General features: G+C 62.5%; 17 protein-coding genes and 1 other RNA gene. 10 read left to right on the forward strand and 8 right to left on the reverse strand.

What is annotated here, in order from left to right; genetic code table 11:
- The first annotated feature begins 22 nt into the window (after positions 1-22).
- A complete protein-coding gene (locus BMX67_RS09720) occupies positions 23-358 on the forward strand; it encodes a hypothetical protein (RefSeq protein ID WP_090734462.1) in 336 nt (111 codons plus the stop codon).
- Positions 359-413: 55 nt separating this feature from the next.
- On the forward strand, positions 414-1,103 hold the full coding sequence (locus tag BMX67_RS09725; RefSeq protein WP_090734463.1) for a L,D-transpeptidase: 690 nt from the start codon (positions 414-416) through the stop codon (positions 1,101-1,103).
- A gap of 22 nt (positions 1,104-1,125) precedes the next feature.
- Here BMX67_RS09725 and BMX67_RS09730 read toward each other — a convergent pair whose 3' ends face one another.
- From BMX67_RS09730 to BMX67_RS09740, 3 genes are all read right to left on the reverse strand, one after another.
- Positions 1,126-2,013: a cation diffusion facilitator family transporter gene (locus BMX67_RS09730; protein WP_090734465.1), complete on the reverse strand. Its 888-nt coding sequence runs from the start codon at positions 2,011-2,013 to the stop codon at positions 1,126-1,128.
- A gap of 143 nt (positions 2,014-2,156) precedes the next feature.
- Positions 2,157-2,492: a hypothetical protein gene (locus BMX67_RS09735; RefSeq protein WP_090734466.1), complete on the reverse strand. Its 336-nt coding sequence runs from the start codon at positions 2,490-2,492 to the stop codon at positions 2,157-2,159.
- Between the two features lie 127 nt (positions 2,493-2,619).
- The gene (locus tag BMX67_RS09740; protein WP_090734468.1) at positions 2,620-4,488 is read right to left on the reverse strand and encodes an extracellular solute-binding protein; all 1,869 of its coding nucleotides are present in this window, start codon (positions 4,486-4,488) and stop codon (positions 2,620-2,622) included.
- 356 nt (positions 4,489-4,844) lie between these two features.
- On the opposite strand from BMX67_RS09740, the gene BMX67_RS09745 reads away from it, so the two are divergent.
- Positions 4,845-5,627 (forward strand): 3-hydroxybutyrate dehydrogenase, encoded by a 783-nt coding sequence (locus tag BMX67_RS09745; protein WP_090734469.1) that lies wholly within the window; start codon positions 4,845-4,847, stop codon positions 5,625-5,627.
- A gap of 54 nt (positions 5,628-5,681) precedes the next feature.
- Here the strand turns inward: BMX67_RS09745 and BMX67_RS09750 are convergent, their stop codons facing one another.
- Positions 5,682-6,884 carry a pyridoxal phosphate-dependent aminotransferase gene (locus BMX67_RS09750; protein WP_090734772.1) on the reverse strand — a complete coding sequence of 401 codons (1,203 nt, stop codon included), beginning with the start codon at positions 6,882-6,884 and terminating at the stop codon, positions 5,682-5,684.
- Between the two features lie 32 nt (positions 6,885-6,916).
- Between BMX67_RS09750 and BMX67_RS09755 the strand changes: the two genes are divergently transcribed.
- The 3 genes from BMX67_RS09755 to BMX67_RS09765 all read left to right on the forward strand — a co-directional run bounded on the left by BMX67_RS09755 (position 6,917) and on the right by BMX67_RS09765 (position 8,256).
- Positions 6,917-7,309 (forward strand): helix-turn-helix domain-containing protein, encoded by a 393-nt coding sequence (locus tag BMX67_RS09755; RefSeq protein WP_245739390.1) that lies wholly within the window; start codon positions 6,917-6,919, stop codon positions 7,307-7,309.
- On the forward strand, positions 7,302-7,613 hold the full coding sequence (locus BMX67_RS09760) for an FAD assembly factor SdhE (protein WP_245739392.1): 312 nt from the start codon (positions 7,302-7,304) through the stop codon (positions 7,611-7,613). The genes BMX67_RS09755 and BMX67_RS09760 overlap by 8 nt, the downstream gene beginning before the upstream one ends.
- A 229-nt stretch (positions 7,614-7,842) precedes the next feature.
- Positions 7,843-8,256: a winged helix DNA-binding protein gene (locus tag BMX67_RS09765; protein WP_245739421.1), complete on the forward strand. Its 414-nt coding sequence runs from the start codon at positions 7,843-7,845 to the stop codon at positions 8,254-8,256.
- Between the two features lie 42 nt (positions 8,257-8,298).
- Here the strand turns inward: BMX67_RS09765 and BMX67_RS09770 are convergent, their stop codons facing one another.
- Positions 8,299-8,727 (reverse strand): VOC family protein, encoded by a 429-nt coding sequence (locus BMX67_RS09770; RefSeq protein ID WP_090734474.1) that lies wholly within the window; start codon positions 8,725-8,727, stop codon positions 8,299-8,301.
- A gap of 112 nt (positions 8,728-8,839) precedes the next feature.
- On the opposite strand from BMX67_RS09770, the gene thyX reads away from it, so the two are divergent.
- Positions 8,840-9,748, forward strand: coding sequence for an FAD-dependent thymidylate synthase (gene thyX / locus BMX67_RS09775; protein ID WP_090734476.1), 909 nt, complete (start codon positions 8,840-8,842; stop codon positions 9,746-9,748).
- Positions 9,749-9,852: 104 nt separating this feature from the next.
- Here the strand turns inward: thyX and ffs are convergent.
- Together ffs and BMX67_RS09785 are read right to left on the reverse strand one after the other, a co-directional pair.
- Positions 9,853-9,949: signal recognition particle sRNA small type (gene ffs, locus BMX67_RS09780), an RNA gene on the reverse strand.
- Between the two features lie 39 nt (positions 9,950-9,988).
- Positions 9,989-11,869 carry a bifunctional 2',3'-cyclic-nucleotide 2'-phosphodiesterase/3'-nucleotidase gene (locus BMX67_RS09785; protein ID WP_090734478.1) on the reverse strand — a complete coding sequence of 627 codons (1,881 nt, stop codon included), beginning with the start codon at positions 11,867-11,869 and terminating at the stop codon, positions 9,989-9,991.
- Between the two features lie 255 nt (positions 11,870-12,124).
- Between BMX67_RS09785 and BMX67_RS09790 the strand changes: the two genes are divergently transcribed.
- Positions 12,125-12,574, forward strand: coding sequence for an SRPBCC family protein (locus BMX67_RS09790; protein WP_090734479.1), 450 nt, complete (start codon positions 12,125-12,127; stop codon positions 12,572-12,574).
- A 4-nt stretch (positions 12,575-12,578) separates the two neighbouring features.
- Here the strand turns inward: BMX67_RS09790 and BMX67_RS09795 are convergent, their stop codons facing one another.
- Complete coding sequence (locus tag BMX67_RS09795) at positions 12,579-13,430, reverse strand: prephenate dehydratase (protein ID WP_090734481.1); 852 nt, start codon at positions 13,428-13,430, stop codon at positions 12,579-12,581.
- Between the two features lie 120 nt (positions 13,431-13,550).
- Here BMX67_RS09795 and BMX67_RS09800 point away from each other — a divergent pair, with 120 nt between their 5' ends.
- Together BMX67_RS09800 and BMX67_RS09805 are read left to right on the forward strand one after the other, a co-directional pair.
- The gene (locus BMX67_RS09800) at positions 13,551-14,087 is read left to right on the forward strand and encodes a c-type cytochrome (RefSeq protein WP_090734482.1); all 537 of its coding nucleotides are present in this window, start codon (positions 13,551-13,553) and stop codon (positions 14,085-14,087) included.
- Positions 14,088-14,231: 144 nt separating this feature from the next.
- Positions 14,232-16,097, forward strand: coding sequence for an extracellular solute-binding protein (locus BMX67_RS09805; RefSeq protein ID WP_090734484.1), 1,866 nt, complete (start codon positions 14,232-14,234; stop codon positions 16,095-16,097).
- Positions 16,098-16,114 lie beyond the last annotated feature (17 nt).

A 16,114-nucleotide genomic window follows, 5' to 3' on the forward strand; every position in this document is an offset into this window, starting at 1 on the left:
GTTTTCCGGGATTTTGCACCTCATGAAGACACTGCGCATCCTGATGATCCTGGCCCTGACCCTGGCGGTGCTGCCTTGGGGTGCCTATGCTGCGCATGGGCCGGGGCACCGCATCGATGCCGCTGTTCAGGTATCGCAGCTGGCTGATGTTGCCACACAGGGCGAGGCCGCGCAGATGCGTGCGGCGCGGCTGTGCAAGGGCGGAATGATGTCCGGTTGCGCCGCCGATCTGGCAGTGCTGCCAGCCGATGCCTTGCCACCTGCCGGCGGCAGCGCAGAGGCGCGGCGCCCTGCACCGGGGCGCGTATTGCAGGGAATTACGCCGCTGGGGTCAACCGACCCACCGCGCCGGGGATAGCAGTTTCGTTGCGCCTTGTGGTGCCGAATTTTGTCTCCATTTCAGGAATATGAAAATGAAACGTCGAAACTTTATGCTGGCCGTGTCGGCCGCGGCACTGGCGGCTTGCGCCAAGAAGGAAACCAAGCCGGTAGCCACGCTGCCCCCGACCACGGTCGAATTCCTGCCCGCCCATTACGGCGCGGTGACGGATGAACCCTTCCCGATTCCGGCCGTGCCGTCGGGCGTCGTATCGCCCGATCTGCTGCGTCAGGAGGTCGCCAATCCCTATCCCGATCAGCCCGCCGGAACGGTTGTGGTCGATCCCGACCGCGCCTTCATGCATCTGGTGCAGGGCGACGGCAAGGCGATCCGCTATGGCGTCGGTGTCGGCGCGGCGGGCTTTGGCTGGGACGGCGATGCCGTGATGCAGTTCAAGCGGAAATGGCCGCGCTGGACCCCCCCCGATGAGATGGTCGCCCGCCGCCCCGACCTGGAGCCCTATTCCATCGCGAATGGCGGCATGGATCCGGGGCCGGGCAACCCGCTGGGGTCGCGCGCGCTGTATCTGTTCCAGAACGGCAAGGACACGCTGTATCGCATCCACGGTGCTTGCGAGCCGCAGTTTCTGGGTCAGGCCGTGTCGTCGGGCTGTATCCGGCTGCTGGATCAGGATGCCATCGACATCTATGAGCGTGTGCCGAACGGGGCCAAGGTCGTCGTCCTGCCCTCGGTCTGGAAAGAGGGCGCGCGCGGGATCTTCTGATCGCCCGCGCGGCCAAGGCGGATCACAGGACCAGCACGCCCGAGTGTTTGGCCTTGTGGTCCGGTTCGACATGGATGGTGATTTCCACATCCCCCAGCGCCATGCGCAACGATTGCTCGATCCGGTCGCAGATGTCATGCGCGGCCTCGACCGTGATCGACCCGTCGACGACCAGATGAAAATCGATAAAGGTCTTGGTTCCGGCATGACGGGTGCGCAGGTCATGCGCCTCGATCGCGCCGGTGGCCTTGTCTGAAATGATCGCGCGGATCTGGTCCATGGTCCGGTCCGAGACCGCTTCGTCCATCAACCCGCTGAGCGAGGTTGCCATGACCTTCCATCCCGACCAGAGGATGTTGACGGCCACGACGCCCGCAAGGATCGGGTCCAGAATTGCCCAACCCGTCAACGCCGCCAGCGCCACCCCGATCACCACCCCGCCCGAGGTGATGACATCGGTCAACAGGTGGTGGCCGTCGGCCAGCAGGGCGGGCGATTTCAGCCGGCGCCCGCGCGTGATCAGCACCCAGCACCAGACCGCGTTGATGAGCCCGGCGAAGATGTTGATCGCCAGCCCGTCGAACGCCGCGTTCAGCGGCGCGGGGTCCAGAATGCCGTGCCAGGCCTCGCGCAGGATCACCAGCGCCGCGACGATGATCATCACGCCTTCCAGAACCGCGCTGAAGAATTCGGCCTTGTCATGACCATAGGGATGGCCCGCATCGGCGGGGCGCGCGGCGACGCGAATGGCGATCAGCGCGGCCAGCGCCGTCGCGACATTGACCGTGCTTTCCAGGGCGTCCGACAACAGCGCGACCGATCCTGTCAGCCACCATGCCAGCAGCTTCAATCCCAGAACCAGAAGCCCGACAAAGATGCTGCCGACAGCGATTTTCAGGGTAGGGGACATGCGGCGGGTTCCTGCTGGGGGTCAGGCGGCGGGACTTGTCAGATCAGCACCCAAAGCGCAAGCGCGACAGATCGGCATCCTGCCGGTCCTGCGGGCGGGCGCCCAAAGAAAAACGCCCGGCCTTACGGGGCCGGGCGTCGGGATCAGTCATCGTCCTCGTCGTCGCCATCATCGCCAAAGCGGGCGTCGTCGTTGAATTCGTCCTCGCCTTCATTGACGTATTTCGAACTCAGCTTGATCGAGTGGTTGTCATGGATCGGGTCCATGACGATGTCGGACGGGATCTCGCCGGCCAGCCATTCGCGTAGCTCGTCGCGGATCTCGGCGGCGTCCTGTTCCGTCACCTCGGCCAGATAGGCGATAAAGGCGCGCTGGTCGCCGTCGATCTCGTCCAGTTCGGCCTCGTCAACCTCGGGCCACTTGTCCTGGATCGCCTCGTAGAACGCGGGCCAGTTGTCCTGAACGTGGTGCCATTTCATCAGTAGGGGCTCCCTCCAATTCCTGCTTGGGCCCATCGCGCGGTGCCGGTGATATCCTCACCCACGCCTGCGACGGTATTGCATCCGCTCAGCAACGCACTGGCCAGCAGAATGGTTACAACTGCTCTCATTTTTTTGCCTCCTGCCACCAGACCTCGGGTAGAAACCCGGGCCAGTCTCCGTAAAGGGGAACGCGGTCAGGGTAATGCAGGTCGGATGAATGGGCCAGCCTCGAGACCGGCGAGAAACCCACTGGAATCACATATCTTCCTGCTGTGAGAACACGATCCAGTGCGCGGACGGCGGATGTGAACTGTTCATCGCCCTTCGCCGCCAGCATCGCGTCGATCATGGCATCCGCCGCAGGGCTTTTCATGCCCATCCAGTTGCGGCTGCCGGGCTGATCGGCGGCCTCGGTGCCCCAGTAAAGCCGCTGTTCATTGCCCGGCGACAGCGACAGGGCGCGTTCATACCAGGTCATGTCGAACTGAAAATTGTTGGTACGTTCGACGAATTGCGCCGAATCCAGCTGCGTGACGCGCGGCGTGATGCCCAGACGGCGCAGCGCCTCGATATAGATATCGACGATCTGTTGCGTTTCCGAGGCCGAGCGCATCGAGCTGCCCGACTGGTTCAGCAGGATCTCGAAGGCAAAGGGGCGCCCCTCGGCGTTCTTCAGGCTGCCATCCTGAACCGTCCAGCCGGCCTGTTCCAGCAGCTTCAGCGCCTTGCGCAGCCCCTGCCGGTCCAGCACGCGGTCGCTACCCTGAGGCAATTCATAGCCGTCCAGCGTGCCGGGCGGCAGATCATCGGCAAAGGGTTGCAGCAGGTCCCGGACCCGTCCCGTTGCGGCGCCGGGCTGCATCGCCAGCGTCGAGTTGGAAAAATAGCTTGTGATCCGCGGGTCCTTGCCACCGTTCAGGGTCGCGTTGATGAACTGATAGTTGAACGCCTCGATCAAAGCCTGCCGGACCCGCCAGTCGGCAAAGATCGGGTTGCGGGTGTTCATCACCAGCCCCATGATCCCCGACGGGCGCTGATTGGCGATCTGGGTCTTTTCGACCTGTCCGCCGGTCAACAGCGGGAAATTGTATTCGGTTTCCCATTTCTGGGCCGAAAGTTCGCGCCAGACATCGACCTCGCCCGCCTTGAAGGCCTGAAACATCGCGTTGCCGTCGCCGAAATAGTCAAAGCGGATCTCGTCGGCGTTATCCATTCCGCGCTTCAGCGGCAGATCCTTGCCCCAGTAATCCGGGTTGCGGCGGAAGGTGATCGCGCGACCCGGATCGACCTTGTCGACGATATAGGGGCCGGACCCGATGGGCGGTGTCAGGCTGGACTGGCTGAAATCCTGCCCCTGCCATTGTGCCTTTTGCAGGATGGGGCGCATCCCCATCAGCATCACCAGTTCGCGATCCGGTTCGACAAAGGTAAAGCGGATGCTGCGTGGGCCGGTCTGTTCCATCCGGTCGATCTTTTTCCAGGCCGACAGATAGCGGGGATGGCCCTGGGTGCCCAGGGTTTCATAGGACCACATCACATCCTCGACCGTGACCGGCGCGCCGTCGGAAAAGCGGGCATCCTCGCGCAGCGTGAATTCGACCCAGGATCGCGCGTCATCGGTTTCGATGGTTTCGGCCAGCAGACCATACAGTGAGAATGGCTCGTCAATCGACCGATACATCAGCGTTTCGGTCAGCAATCCGGGCTGAAACATGATCGGCCAGACGGGATTTCCCTTCAGAACCCAAGGTTTCAGGGAATCAAAGCTGCCCGGTTCGGCAAAGCGAATCGTGCCGCCTTTCGGGGCGCCGGGGTTGGCATAGGGCAGGTGGTCGAACCCGGCCGGCAGGGCAGGTTCTCCATACATTGCAATACCATGCACCGGTTCAGCGAGGGTTGCCAGCGGCATTGCTGCAACACCGCAAATCGCCAGCGCCGGAAGAACGCAGATGCGTTTGATCTCGCATTTGTTAAGGATTTTGAAGATTCGCATTGCCCGCCGCCTTGCCGTTTTTTCTTTGTCCATGACTTCAACAGGCTGACCGAAGGCCCGTCAATGCGGCCGGGAACTTCTATATTGGACTCGGGCGGGGAGTCGCGTATAAATAACTCACTGCTCGATAGGTTTCTTGCCTGTATGAAACCTGCCTCATGACTTGCGCCCGCCTTGTGCGGGCGCTTTTTTTTGCGATGATCGCGGTTTTGTTGCCCTTGCAGGGCTGCCATGCGGGAACGCGGTGATTTTGTCTTGCGTTCCAAGGGTGCTCGCTGCGATGCAGCAGAGGCAGAACGCGCCGGGGCTGTCCGGCGCGCGGCCAGCGGGCCGCCATCACGGGTTTGGAGGATCTTATGTTCGAGAAATTTCTGGCAGGCAAAACCGCCGTCGTGACCGGGTCGAATTCCGGCATCGGGCTGGGTGTGGCGCATCAGCTGGCCAAGGCGGGCGCCGATCTGGTTCTGAACAGTTTCACCGACCGCGACGAAGATCACGCGCTGGCCGCAGAGTTGGCGGAAACCCACGGTGTCAGCGTTCGTTATATCAAGGCCGACATGTCCAAGGGCGATGAATGCCGTGCGCTGATCGAACAGGCGGGCCGCTGCGACATTCTGGTGAACAATGCCGGCATTCAGCATGTCGCGCCGATCCCCGATTTCCCGGCCGAGAAATGGGACGCGATCATCGCGATCAACATGTCATCGGCCTTTCACACCACGGCCGCCGCACTGCCGATGATGCGCAAGGCGGGCTGGGGGCGCGTGGTCAATATCGCCTCGGCGCATGGTCTGACGGCAAGCCCGTTCAAATCGGCCTATGTCGCCGCCAAGCATGGCGTCGTCGGCCTGACCAAGGTCACCGCGCTGGAAACGGCCGAGGAAAAGATCACCAGCAACGCGATCTGTCCGGGCTATGTCCTGACCCCGCTGGTCGAGGCGCAGATCCCCGACACGATGAAGGAATACAACCTGTCGCGCGACGAGGTGGTACGCGATGTCCTGCTAAAGCGTCAGCCCTCGAAAGAATTCGCGACCGTGGATGAGATCGGGGACACCGCCGTTTTCCTGTGCAGCGACGCTGCCGCCCAGATCACCGGCACCACGATCAGCGTCGATGGCGGCTGGACCGCATTGTAGGTCGAACGATAGCCGGACATGCGAAACGCCGCCCATACGGGGCGGCGTTTTTCGTCAGTGGCAGCCCTCGCAGAAGGCGCGGATACGGTCGATCGCCTGCGTCAGCTGTGCGTCGCTGGTCGCATAGGAAATCCGGAAATGCGGGCTAAGGCCGAAGGCCGCCCCAAAGACCACCGCGACGCCCTGTTCGTCCAGCAGCGCATTGGCGAAGGCCTCGTCATTCTCGATCCGGGTGCCTGCCGCGCTTGTCGTGCCGATCAGATCGCGGATCGAGGGATAGACATAGAACGCGCCCTGCGGCGTGGGGCAGGTGATGCCGGGACATGCGTTCAGCCCCGCCACCACCAGATCGCGCCGCCGTTGAAAGACCGCGCGGCTGTCGGTGATATAGTCCTGCGGACCGGTCAACGCGGCCTCGGCGGCAAACTGGCTGATCGAGCAGGGGTTCGAGGTCGATTGCGATTGCAGCTTGGCCATCGCCCGGATCAGCGTTTCCGGCCCCGCACCATAGCCGATGCGCCAGCCGGTCATGGCATAGGCCTTGCTGACCCCGTTCATCGTCAGCACGCGATCCTTCAGGCGCGGCTCGATCTGGGCCGGGGTGACAAAGCGGAAGCCGTCAAAGACCAGGTGTTCGTAGATATCGTCCGACAGGATCCAGATATCGGGATGCTGCAACAGAACATCGGTCAGCGCCCGCATCTGATCGGCATCATAGCCCGCGCCCGACGGGTTCGAAGGGGAATTCAGAATCACCCATTTCGTGCGCGGGGTGATCGCCTGCGTCAGCGCCTCGGGGGTCAGCCGGAAGCCGCTGTCGATATCGCAGGGCACGATCACCGGGCTGCCGCCACCCAGCAGGACCATATCCGGATAGCTGACCCAGTAGGGCGCCGGGATGATGACCTCATCGCCGGGATTCAACGTGGCCAGCAGGGCGTTGAACAGGATCTGCTTGCCTCCGGTGCCGACGGTGATCTGGGCGGGCGTGTAGTCCAGCCCGTTTTCGCGCTGGAACTTGTCGCAGATCGCGCGTTTCAGGGACGGCGTGCCGTCCACCGCGGTATAGCGCGTACGCCCTGCGTCGATCGCGTCCTTGCCGGCCTGGCGGATATGGTCGGGCGTGTCGAAATCTGGCTCGCCGGCGGACAGGCCGATAATGTCATGGCCCTGCGCGCGCAGCTCGGCGGCGCGGTTCGTCATGGCGATGGTCGGCGAAGGTTTGACCCGTGCCAGATTGTCGGAAAGAAACGCCATGGCCATGCCCTCTGTTTGAACTGGTCTGCGGCATGGCTTACGCTGATGCGACGAAGGCCACAAGCGAGGCAGGAATGGCAGATCAGGGTTATGGCGATGACGAGGCCACATTGGGCGACCGGCTGACCGCCGCGCGCGAGGGTGCGGGCCTGTCACTGGATGATCTGGCCGACAAGCTTGGCGTCAGGGTCGAGAAGCTGTCCGAATGGGAAGGCGATCAGGACGAGCCCCGCGCCGTCTATATGGGGCGGCTGTCCGGGATGCTGGGGGTTTCCTTGCGCTGGCTGATGACGGGCGAAGGCAGCGGTCCCAGCGCAGGGGATGCGTTGCAGGCGGCACGGGCCGAAGCTGCCCGGTTGCAACAATTGCTGGCCGAGGCTACGCAGCGCCTGAACCGCCTAGAGGAGATTTTGGCCAATGGCTGATACCGTCGAAACCCCCGAAACCCGTCTGCGTCGCCTGCGCATGCGCAGCTGGCGCCGGGGGATGAAAGAGATGGACCTGATCCTTGGCCCCTTCGCGGACGGCCCCCTTGCCGATCTGAACGAGGCTGACTTCGCCGATTACGAGCGGTTGATGGAAGAAAACGATCAGGATCTGTATCGCTGGATCACCGCGCGGGTCACCGCATCCGATCAGGGCAGTCGTGGCCCCGATGATCTGTCGGCAATTCTGGACCGGATCGCGGGCCATGCGGGCGGACGTTTCGCGGAATTCGGGACCCGCTGACGCACGGGATTCGCCGGGATCCGAAAAAGACGAAAAAAATCTAACGAAATTAACGGAAGATTCGGATTGTTCGTGCAACGTTCCTGTCATGAGACGCAAGACAGGATCGGAACCCGACATGTTTCCGCACATCAAACAGATTGAACCGACGCGCCAGGATGCGCCGATTGGCGACTATATCTCGGACAAGACCGAGGCATATTTTGACGCGCTGCAATTGCTGGAACGGATGCACCGGCTGATGCTGGATCTGGTCAAGGACGAGTTCGAGCGTCTTGGCCGCAACGATTTGACCCCGGTACAGGTGCTGATCCTGTATAATCTGGGCGAGGCCGAGGTCAGCGCGGGCGAGCTGCGGTCCCGCGGCATGTATCAGGGCTCGAATGTCAGTTATAACCTGAAAAAGCTGGTCACCATGGGCTATGTCAGCCACGAACGCAGCGACATGGACCGGCGCTCGGTCAGGGTCAAACTGACGGATGAGGGGCTTGAGGTCCGCGAAATCGTGCAGCAGCTGTTTTTGCGTCATGCCGAGGGGCTGGCGATGTCGGGCGTGCTGGACGATCCGCCCCTTGAACAGGTCAACATGCAGAACCGCCGGATCGAGCGTTTCTGGTCGGAACAGATCCGCTATATCTATTGATCGGCGCGCGCCCACCGCGATACGGCGGGCGCGGCGACAGCTTTACCAATGGCCGGTGTTTTCCATGCTGGCCCAGGGTTCCTGCGGCGGCAGGTGATCGCCTTCCTGCAACAGCTCGATCGAGATGTTGTCGGGGCTGCGCACGAAAGCCATGTGGCCGTCACGCGGAGGGCGATTGATGGTGATGCCGGCATCCATCAGTTTCTGGCACATGTCGTAGATATTCTCGACGCGATAGGCCAGATGACCGAAATGGCGGCTGTCCGAGGGCAGGCCCTCGTCGCCGTCCCAGTTATAGGTCAGCTCGACCGGGCATTCCGGCTGGCCCGAAGGCGCCATGAAGATCAACGAGAAGCGGCCCTTGTCATTGTCGATGCGGCGGGTTTCTTCCAGACCCAGAAGACGAAAGAATTCCATCGTCTTGTCCAGATCCTTCACGCGCACCATCGTGTGCAGATAGCGGATATTCATGGGTATCTCCTGTGATTTCGCGGTCAGACTCGCATGCGTAACGCGGGCCTGCAAGCTTGCGATCCGTGCGATCATGCGGCAAATGAGAAGCCACAAGCTTGAAAGGATCGCCATGCCCCTGACACCGGAACAGCAGGCCGAAATCGATGCCCTGCGCGACGCCCCGCAACAAACGCTGCGTGCCACCGTTCCCGGCATGGAAAAGCATCTTTATGTCGCGCATCAGGTTCTGGATCACGGTCTGGTTCGGGTCATCGATTACATGGGTGACGATGCCGCGATCTGCCAGGCCGCCCGCGTCAGCTATGGCCGGGGCACGAAATCGGTGCAGAATGACGAAGGCCTGATCCGCTATCTGATGCGGCACTGGCACTCGACCCCGTTCGAGATGTGCGAGGTCAAGTTTCACGTCAAGCTGCCGGTTTTCGTCGCGCGCCAGTGGATCCGTCACCGGACCGCGAATGTGAACGAATATTCGGCGCGCTATTCGATTCTCGACCGCGAATTCTACATCCCCGCGCCCGAGCATCTGGCCGCGCAGTCCAGCCAGAACAATCAGGGCCGGGGCGAGATCCTGCAGGGCGAAGAGGCGCAGCGTGTCCTGCGTCTGCTGCAGGAAGACGCGATGCGAAGCTATGACCATTACGAAGACATGCTGAGCCAGGATGGCCAGCAGGGGTTGGCACGCGAATTGGCGCGGATGAACCTGCCCGCCAATGTCTATACGCAGTGGTACTGGAAGGTCGATCTGCACAATCTTCTGCATTTCCTGCGTCTGCGCGCCGATTCCCATGCCCAATACGAGATTCGCGCCTATGCCGACGCCATGTGCCAGATCGTGGCCGATTGGGTGCCGGCGGCCTTTGCCGCGTTCCGCGATTATCGGATGGATGCGGTCAGCCTGTCGGCGCAGGCGGTTGCCGTGCTGAAGCGGCGTCTTGCGGGCGAGGTCGTGACCAAGGACGATTCCGGCATGGGCGCCCGCGAATGGCGTGAATTCGAAGAGATCTGGGGCAACTGAACCTCTGCGATCGGGTCGCGCCGTCAACGTCGCGCGGCCCGATCTGACAGGCGATTGCACACGGCAAGCGACGCCAGCGATCAATCAACGATTTCAGGGAAAAGGGTGAGAGGCTGGACAGCGACCCAAACGGGACTCGTTGCGGCTGCTTCCTTCCGGACCTGACCGGGTTGGCGAGACGCTTGCCCGCGCCAACCTCTCGCGGCCTATTTATGTGGCATGGCGGTCAGATGCAACCCGTCAGAAACGCAAAGACAGTTGCAGATGGCCGCTATCGTCATGGCCTGCGATGGACGCGCGATACTGCGCGGGCAGCAGGTCAAGATGGCGCGCGGCGGCCGGACCGGTCGGATAGCTGACCTTGCTTTGGGGTGGGGCCAGCAGGCGCAGCCCAAGCCCGGGGTCCAGCGCGATTCGCCGGCGTCTGCGCACATATTGGCGCAGGACCTGACGCACCATCGGGCCTTCGCTGATCAGCGGGCGCATCTGGGTTGCCAGCGGCGCATAAAGGCCGCAGGTGGCCAGGCGATAGCTGCTGGTGGCCAGAATGAAGCGATCGTCCGGGCGCACAGGATTTCCCTGCAATCGCAGATCGCGGATGCGACCGGGGCCATGCTGCGCAGGCTCGCCCCACGGGTCGTAAAGCGCGGGGCGGGTCAGGTCGATCTGCCAGGTCAGCCCTTCGATCACGTCGAAGTTGTAGCCCGGAAAGTCCGGATTCATCAGCGGTTGACCATCCGACCTGTCGGTGATCTGGCAATAGGCGCCCGCCGCGCGTTCCAGCCAATCGGCCAGCTGCGCGCCGGTGGCCAGCAGGGCGCAGGCGTGATTGGGAAAGACATAGATATCGGCCAGCGCCCGCAGGGTCAGCGGGCCGGGCGCGACATCGGTAAAGGCGTTGGCCCCGGCGCGTCCGCCCGACCGGAACGGAGCCGCGGCCGCCAGTACGGGCAGGTCCCTCCAGGGCGTCTTGGCCAGTTGCTGCCGCACATGCCAGCGCTGGGCCATGTTCACCAGCCGCAGCCCGGCATCGACCCCAAGCGCGGTGAAATAGCTGTTCAGCGGTGTCTGGCTGTGCCCCACGCGCCGACGATAGTGACGCAGCGTGTGGCGATGGGCCGCCAATGCAGGGGCCGACAGATCAGGGCTGGACGTCGTGGTCCCCGACACGGGCACCGCCTTTGCCCCGAAATCGGCCAGCCGCCACGCGCCCGCGTGGTCGCGGTTTAGCCGCAGGTCGATCACCCCCAGATGCGAACCGCCATAGCCCGGCATGACCGCAGGCTTTCCCGCCAGCGTTCCACGTATCGGATCGACGCCCGGCGTGGCAGGGACATGCGGGCCGGGAAAGACATTATGCGTATGCCCTGCGATCACGGCGTCGATGCCGTCAATCGCGGCCAGCGCGGTCGCGGCATGTTCCATTCCGGGGCGATGGTCCAGCGGGCCGATGCCGCAATGTGCCAGCGCGATGATGATCTGCGCCCCCTGTGCTTGCATCCGCGGAATCAGGTGTCGCGCCGTCTCGACGATGTCGTGGCATTCGACATGCTGGCGCAGATCGCGGTCCCAATGGCTGGTCTGCGGGGGCAGCAGGCCGATGACGCCGACCCGGATCTGGAGGGTCTGCCCGCAGCGCGTCGTCACCTCGCGCGGCAGGATGACATAGTCGCCGAATTGCGGGCCGCTGCGCAGGCGCATATTCGCGGCAAGGCCGGGAAAATTTGCGTGGCGCAGCGTGCGTCGCAGAAACCCCAGCCCATAGTTGAAATCGTGGTTGCCCAGGGCGATCGCGTCATATCGCAGTGCGTTCAGCAGCGCGATGGCCGGGTGGATCTGGGCCGTGGCCTGCGGTGCCTCGGCCAGATAGTCGCCCATCGGGTTTCCCTGCAGAAGATCCCCGTTGTCGAACAAAAGCGTGTTGGGATGTTCCTGCCGAATCGCGCCGATCAGGCCTGCCAGTTGCGTCAGGCTGCGATCGGTGCAGGGACGACCGGCCAGATAGTCATAGGGCAGCAGCTGCATGTGAAGATCGCTGGTCGCCATGATCCGAAGATCGACCGTGACGTCGGCATCGGATCGGGCGTAAATGCCATGTTCACAGGACGTTCCGTCGGGCATCAGGGTTTGACCTTCTGGTCTGGGCAGCGGCGGGCGGGGCGGAATAAGCGAAAATTCGCCTATTCAGTTCTGCAACCTTGGATTGTGTATCGCAACCTTTAATTTCGCGGATCTTCGATTGGCGAGGAAACGTGTCCTTCGCGTCACGCAATTTCTTTCGGGCGAGTTCGGCAGATAGTGCCGGTTGAAGCATGTCATGGCTTGGGGTTAGGTGGTCGTCAGTGTATTGCCACTTCCCAAATCTCGGTTTGCCTGATGAAATTTTCGACCCGCCTTGATCGCGACCTGTCAGCGGACCAGTTGTTCGACGCCATTTCCGATCTGCCACGGATCGAACGTTTGTTGATGCGCCGGGGCGTTCAGGTTCAGCGGATCGAGCCGGATATGCCGCAGGCGGGCGCATTCGGGTGGGATCTGGCCTTTGACTGGCGCGGCAAGGAACGGCGCTTGCAACTGTCCCCGACAAAGCTGGAACGCCCCGAGCGGATGTCCATGCGCGGCAGTTCCGAGTCGCTGGACCTGACGCTGGACGCGACCGTCGTGGCGTTGTCGCGGCAGCGGGCGCGCCTGATCTTCGAAACCGAGATCCGTCCGCGCAACATGCGCGCACGCCTGATGATCCAGACCGCCAAGCTGGGCAAGGCGCAGCTGGATCGTCGTTTCGAGCGCCGGATCCTCGATCTGGTCGAGGCGCTTCAGGGCTGACGCATCAGCCGTTGCGCGTCTGCGTTTCTCGCAGCGGGTCTGCCGGATAGGTGCCCAGAATGTTCAGTGTCGAGGTGAAATAGCCCAGCTCGTCCAGGGCGCGGCGCACCTCGGGGTCGTCGGGATGACCTTCGATATCGGCATAGAACTGGGTCGCGGTGAAAACGCCATCGACCATATAGCTTTCCAGCTTGGTCATGTTGACGCCATTGGTCGCAAAGCCGCCCATCGCCTTGTACAGCGCCGCCGGGATGTTGCGGACCCGAAAGACAAAGCTGGTCAGCATCTTTTCGGCACGGCGTTCATGATCGGGTTGGCGCGACATCAGCAGAAAGCGCGTCGTGTTGTTCTGACGATCCTCGATTTCGTCTGCCAGACGGTCCAGGCCATAGATCTCGCCGGCCAGCGGCGATGCCAGCGCCGCAAGCGCGGGCTGATTGCGTTCCGCGACGATTTTGGCCGAACCGGCCGTGTCCGCGCCGGTGATGCCGTGAATGCCGTGGTCACGCATGAAGCCCCGGCACTGGCCCAGAAGGACGGTGTGGCTCATGGCTTCGCGGATATCGGACAGTTGGGTACCAGGGACCGCCAACAGGCTGATATGCACCCGGACAAAGGCCTCGGCGATGATGTGCAGGCCCGATTCCGGCAGCAGGTGATGAATATCGGCCACACGTCCATAGGTCGAGTTTTCGACCGGCAGCATCGCCAGGTCGGCCTGATGGTTGCGCACCGCATCGATGACATCCTCGAAGGTGCGGCAGGGCAGGGCCTCCATGTCCGGGCGTGCCTTGCGGCATGCTTCGTGGCTGTAGGCGCCGGGCTCACCCTGAAATGCGATACGATTCGTGGCCATCGTCAACTTCCGATGTCGGTTTTTGATTGTCTTAAAGGTAACTATACCTTGATCCCGGAAAGCGAAAGCGGATAGATACCGGGCGAATTGACGAGCTTACCAAGGCGGGGATCGCACGCGATGTTCAACACCATGACCGTGACCAAAGCGGCCGGCGCGCTGATCGGCGCACTGCTGTTTCTTATGCTGGCGAACTGGGCTGCCAGCGGCCTGTATCATGTCGGGGACTCCGGTCATGGCGGCCATGGCGAAGAACACGCACAGGCCTATTCGATCCCGGTCGAGGACAGCAGCGAAGGCGGCGCCGAAGAAGAAGAGCAGATCGACTTCGCCGCCCTGATGGAGGCCGCAGACCCCGCCGCCGGTGAAAAGGGCTTTGGCAAATGCAAGGCCTGCCACAAGCTGGACGGCAGCGACGGCGTCGGACCGCATCTGAACGGCGTTGTCGGACGTCCGGTCGCGGGCATCGACGGCTTTGCCTATTCCGACGCGATGGTCGCCCATGCCGGCGAAGCGCCCGATTGGACCCCCGAGGCGCTGCAGGAATTCCTGGAAAACCCCAAGGGCGTCGTCAGCGGCACCAAGATGTCCTTTGCCGGTCTGAAAAAGCCCGAAGACCGCGCGGACCTGATCGCCTATCTGCAATCGGTCCAGTAAGTCACTGCAAAATCGCAGGAATGGGGCGTGGCCGCGGTCGCGCCCTTTTTCGTGGCCCATTGCCATCCTCACGAAAACGCGGCTTGATCCCGCGCGGCGCCCCGTCCTAGCCTTGCCGACGATGTTCGCAACAGGAGGCCGCCGATGCGCCATTTCGTTCTGTCCACATGTGTTGCCTTGGGCTGTTCCGCCTTGCCCGTCATGGCCCAGCAGGACGAAACCGGCGACGCACAGGTGATCCGCGCGCATGGGATCGGGGTCTTCGACGAACTCAAGCTGCCCGCCGATTTTCAGCAGCTGCCCTATGTGAATGCCGACGCCCCCAAAGGCGGTGAAATCGCCGAGGCGATTCCGAATTCCAGCGGCTTTGACAATTACAACCCCTTCACCTTTCGCGGACGGGCCGCGGTGCTGTCCACGATCATGCTGGAAAGCATCCTGACCGGAACCGCGGACGAGGTTGGCGCCGCCTATTGCCTGCTGTGCGAAAGCCTTGAATATCCCGAAAGCCGCGACTGGGTGATCTTCCACCTGCGTCCCGAAGCCAGGTTCAGCGACGGCACGCCGCTGACCGCGCAGGACGTGCTGTTCAGCTATGAGACGCTGCGCGACAAAGGGCTGTCCTCGTTTCGGGTCGTGATCGGCCAACAGGTCCGAAAGGCCGAGGTGATCGACGATCACACGATCAAATTCATCTTCACCGAGGACTATCCCCGCCGCGACGTGATTCAGTCGGTCGGCAGCCTGCCGGTGTTCAGTCGCAAGGATTTCGCCGAGAATGACCGCGATCTGGAACAGCCCTCGCAGGCGGCTTTCATCGGCTCCGGTCCCTATGTCTTTGACAGCGCCGACATCAATCGCAAGGTCGTCTATCGGCGCGATCCCGAATACTGGGGTAAGGATCTGCCGATCAATGTCGGGCGGCACAATTTCGACCGTATCCGGTTCGAATATTTCTCGGATTACGATGCCGCGTTCGAGGCGTTCAAGGCCGGCGAATACACCTTCCGCCGCGAGGTCAGCAGCATCATCTGGGCGACGCGCTATGACTTTCCGTCGCTGCAAAAGGGCTGGGTGGTCAAGGAAACGCTGGACGATGGCAATATCGCCTCGGGTCAGGCCTGGGTGCTGAACCTGCGCCGCGACAAGTGGCAGGATATTCGCGTACGTCAGGCGATCGGTCTGATGTTCAACTTCGAATGGTCGAATGACGCGCTGTTCTACGGGCTTTACGACCGCGTGAACAGTTTCTGGGACAACAGCGATCTGGCCGCGACCGGCACCCCTTCGCCGCAGGAACTGGACCTGTTGACGCCTTTGGCCGACGATCTGCCGCAGGGCATTCTGACTGATGAGGTCGCGATGGCCCCTGCCAGCGGTGAACGCCAGCTGGATCGCCGCAATCTGCGTCAGGCGGCCAGGTTGCTGGACGAAGCTGGCTGGACGGTCGGCGATGACGGAATGCGCCGCAACAGCGAAGGGCGGGCGCTGACGCTGGAGATCCTGAACGACAGCCAGACCTTTGATCGCGTGATCAATCCCTTTGTCCAGAACCTGCGGGCGCTGGGGGTCGATGCCCGCAATGTGCGTGTCGACAATGCCGAATACGAAAACCGCAAGCGCAGCCATGATTTCGACCTGATCTCGGACCATCTGGGCCAGGATGCGATCCCCGGCGCGGGCCTGCAGCAATATTTCGGATCGGCCAATGTCGGGGATGTGTTCAACGCGATGGGGCTGGCCAATCCCGCCATCGACACCCTGATCACCAGCGTCGAGGCCGCCGAGACGCAGGCCGATCTGACCACGCGGGTGCACGCGTTGGACCGGGCGCTGCGCAGCCTGCATTTCTGGGTGCCGCAATGGTATAACGGTCACCACCTTGTCGCCTATTACGACCAGTTCGGCCGCCCCGAGACACTGCCGCCCTTCGATCTGGGTGAGCTGGATTTCTGGTGGTATGACAAGGACAAGGCGGACAAACTTCGTGCGGAAGGTGCGCTGCGCTAGGTCAATTCGCTTGATTT

The organism is Paracoccus homiensis (assembly GCF_900111675.1).
Lineage (GTDB): Bacteria > Pseudomonadota > Alphaproteobacteria > Rhodobacterales > Rhodobacteraceae > Paracoccus > Paracoccus homiensis.

Coding starts and splice junctions, on each gene's coding strand:
- BMX67_RS09765 (WP_245739421.1), top strand. CDS start 7,843: ATGCACCGGCTGATGCTGGATCTGGTCAAGGACGAGTTCGAGCGTCTT.
- BMX67_RS09785 (WP_090734478.1), bottom strand. CDS start 11,869: ATGCCCGACGGAACGTCCTGTGAACATGGCATTTACGCCCGATCCGAT.
- BMX67_RS09735 (WP_090734466.1), bottom strand. CDS start 2,492: ATGAAATGGCACCACGTTCAGGACAACTGGCCCGCGTTCTACGAGGCG.
- BMX67_RS09755 (WP_245739390.1), top strand. CDS start 6,917: ATGGCTTACGCTGATGCGACGAAGGCCACAAGCGAGGCAGGAATGGCA.
- BMX67_RS09805 (WP_090734484.1), top strand. CDS start 14,232: ATGCGCCATTTCGTTCTGTCCACATGTGTTGCCTTGGGCTGTTCCGCC.
- BMX67_RS09795 (WP_090734481.1), bottom strand. CDS start 13,430: ATGGCCACGAATCGTATCGCATTTCAGGGTGAGCCCGGCGCCTACAGC.
- BMX67_RS09725 (WP_090734463.1), top strand. CDS start 414: ATGAAACGTCGAAACTTTATGCTGGCCGTGTCGGCCGCGGCACTGGCG.
- BMX67_RS09745 (WP_090734469.1), top strand. CDS start 4,845: ATGTTCGAGAAATTTCTGGCAGGCAAAACCGCCGTCGTGACCGGGTCG.
- BMX67_RS09720 (WP_090734462.1), top strand. CDS start 23: ATGAAGACACTGCGCATCCTGATGATCCTGGCCCTGACCCTGGCGGTG.
- BMX67_RS09760 (WP_245739392.1), top strand. CDS start 7,302: ATGGCTGATACCGTCGAAACCCCCGAAACCCGTCTGCGTCGCCTGCGC.
- BMX67_RS09770 (WP_090734474.1), bottom strand. CDS start 8,727: ATGAATATCCGCTATCTGCACACGATGGTGCGCGTGAAGGATCTGGAC.
- BMX67_RS09790 (WP_090734479.1), top strand. CDS start 12,125: ATGAAATTTTCGACCCGCCTTGATCGCGACCTGTCAGCGGACCAGTTG.
- thyX (WP_090734476.1), top strand. CDS start 8,840: ATGCCCCTGACACCGGAACAGCAGGCCGAAATCGATGCCCTGCGCGAC.
- BMX67_RS09730 (WP_090734465.1), bottom strand. CDS start 2,013: ATGTCCCCTACCCTGAAAATCGCTGTCGGCAGCATCTTTGTCGGGCTT.
- BMX67_RS09740 (WP_090734468.1), bottom strand. CDS start 4,488: ATGCGAATCTTCAAAATCCTTAACAAATGCGAGATCAAACGCATCTGC.
- BMX67_RS09800 (WP_090734482.1), top strand. CDS start 13,551: ATGTTCAACACCATGACCGTGACCAAAGCGGCCGGCGCGCTGATCGGC.
- BMX67_RS09750 (WP_090734772.1), bottom strand. CDS start 6,884: ATGGCGTTTCTTTCCGACAATCTGGCACGGGTCAAACCTTCGCCGACC.